The sequence below is a fragment of the Flavobacterium sp. genome (genome assembly GCF_035760125.1).
Classification (GTDB): Bacteria; Bacteroidota; Bacteroidia; order Flavobacteriales; family Flavobacteriaceae; genus Flavobacterium.
Map to the genome: position 1 here is coordinate 1 of NZ_DASTTN010000533.1, position 2,754 is coordinate 2,754.

Genomic DNA, 2,754 nt, shown 5'->3' on the forward strand with positions numbered 1-2,754 from the left:
TTGATAATTAAATATTATTTAGAGAATATTTGAATTCTCTATTAAAAGAAGGCCTTAAGCATTTATGTTTTAAGGCTTTTTTTTTGTGCTTTCCCGTCGTGATTGACGTATCACCCTTTTATCGCCATATATTATAATTCGATGTTCAGGTATTATAAACTCATCTTTAGGGAAGAAATATTCATTTGGTATATATTTGCCTATATGATGACATTTGATCAATGTTTTTTATTATTTAATGAGAACAAAAAAAACACTCATAAAAAATTACAAGTGTTTGTTAAATAATCTGAATTGATTTATCTTAAAATGAATTAATCTTTAGAACCCAATTCCATGTTGGAAAATAAATAGGATTTATTAAAATTGAGCAAAAATTAGGAAAACTTTTTTTCGGTAAAAAGTGAATTTTTAATTTTTAGCTCAATACTTTTCCTTTCTTTCTTTAGCATTATTGATAAGTAATAACATAAAATTAAAGCAACCGTGCCAAGTGTTCCCATAAAAATCCAATTTGCCTGATAAGAATATGCTTCAATAATTGTCATACTCATTTTTGCGCTTAAGATATGGGCAAAACTATAACTCATTGTGAATATAGCTATATATCGTCCTTTGAGATTCATATGGACTCTACTCATGGCAAATGAATTAGCAAAAGGAAAGGTAAGCATAACGCCAATTGACATAAAACACACCATAAGGATTAAAACACCGCTCCAGTTGCTAAAAAGCATTAATAACAAGCTTATGGACATTGACAGTATCCCTAAGGAAATTACTTTAATTCTATCTATGTTTTTCTCTTCGACAAACCTTACTATTGGAAGTTCGAAAAGGATTAAAATCAAACCGCTAAAACTCAATAATAAGCCAGTTTCAAATTCGGTAAAATTAAATTGCTCTTTATAATATAATGGCAGGGTTGTGAACATTTGAAAAAATAATATTCCAGTTGCCATTGTAATAACTAAATGCAATAAAAAAGGCTTGTCGTTGAAAATAATTTTGTTTGAATTAGTGTCGCTTTTTATCTTTTTGAGTTTAAAAGGTAATTTCTTTTCTTTTATCATTATGCTAAAAATTGAAATCGCAAGTATGCAGGTTAAGCCATCAACCCAGAATAATCCACTGTAGCCAATTTTCATAATTATCAATCCACCTAAAGCAGGACCTATTAGGAAGCCTGTATTTATTGCAATTCTGGTTAATGTTAAAGCTCTGGTTTTTGTTTCCTTACTTTCATAAGTGTCCAAGGCCAGTAGCATAGCCGGTCGATACATGTCAGCAACCGAAGTTAAAATTAAAATCCCTATACAAAGGCTTTCAAATGAAGTTAGATATTGTAGGACAATAAAGATTAAGCCGCTTGTAAATAAGCTAAAAACCATCACTTTGTAAAAACCTATTTTGTCTGAAAGTTTACCGCTTAACCAAGAGCCAATTATGGAGCCAACTCCAAAGAAAAACATTATCCATCCAATTTGGCTATATGAAAAAGATAGATTTTCTTTCATGTATTTGGAAAGAAAAGGTATTACCATAGTACCCGCACGATTTAGGAAAGTAATGAAAGTCAGAATCCAGATTTCTTTGCTGAATCCTTTAAAATTTGTTAAGTAGTTGTTTACCATATTTTTTTAGTAGGTTGAGTGTTTTAAAAATGTTTATATTGTGCTTAGGTTTACCTATAAAATGAAATCTTTTTTGGGGGCTTAAAGAATTTTTTTACAGTTTTGCAAACATACTAATTTGGATAAATAAATATTGAAAGTTACAACGAAAAATTATTATATAAGATTTTTACAACATTTTAATTTATATATGTAATAAATACGCTAAAATATAAAATTTCTAACAATTGTTTAGAAAAGGTTGTCTTTGTGAAATTTTAAACAGAATTAGTTTTAAAAAACTAAAAATTGTTATAAAAACATATTTATTCAACAAGATATAAAAAACGTTTTCAATATTTAAATATTTGGAAATATATTATTTAGCTATTTAGCGTGTTTTCAGTAGTAAATTTAATTTGTAGTATTTGTTTTTAAATATTATGAAAGAACATTTCTTAAAGTGTAAAATTGTATTTAATTAAAAGAACAAATATTTATGAAAATTTAATGAATAAAAATCGCACAGTTTAATAATAAATTGCTAAATTTGAGTATGTTATAAAAGTAAAAGTAAAAACCTTAAATATATTTTTATGAGTGCAAAAGACGTATTAATTGTAAAGTATGCAGCCGATTTGAAAGAAAAATGCGGGATTACACCAGATATGGACTTATTGACAAAAGTGACCACAGGTTGCGGTCCGTCCATATACAATCCAGATTCTTCCATTATTGCGGGAACTCAACAATCCGAAATTGCGACGGTAAAAAATAATTTTTTAATCAAAAAATTAGGTTTGACTGATGGCCCTGAACTTTTAAAAGGGATAGATGCTGTTTTGGAAAAATATGGAAGATCAAACAAGAATAAATATAGAGCAGTGGTTTATTATTTGCTCGCTCTACATTTTGGAAGAGAAAGTGCTTACAATTAAAATTATTGAACTATTCAGAAAGCGTCTTTAACAGACGCTTTTTTTATTGGTAATGTTTTTTTAAATCTCATTTTCAAAGTTCGTACCTTTGCGCTTTAAACTTAGTTGGTAATACAACTTAGAATCTCAATAAAAATGATTGAAATAGGAAAATACAATACGCTTACTATATTACGTGATACCAAAGTGGGGTTGTTTTTGGG

General features: G+C 28.1%; 2 protein-coding genes. One reads left to right on the top strand and one right to left on the bottom strand.

Annotated elements, in window-relative coordinates; genetic code table 11:
• Nucleotides 1-377: 377 nt before the first annotated feature.
• Entirely contained in the window at nt 378-1,634 is a 1,257-nt protein-coding gene (locus VFS71_RS19000) for an MFS transporter (protein WP_326403231.1), read from the bottom strand.
• 575 nt (nt 1,635-2,209) lie between these two features.
• Between VFS71_RS19000 and VFS71_RS19005 the strand changes: the two genes are divergently transcribed.
• Nucleotides 2,210-2,551, top strand: a complete 342-nt coding sequence (locus VFS71_RS19005) for a DUF2853 family protein (RefSeq protein ID WP_326403233.1) — start codon at nt 2,210-2,212, stop codon at nt 2,549-2,551.
• Nucleotides 2,552-2,754 lie beyond the last annotated feature (203 nt).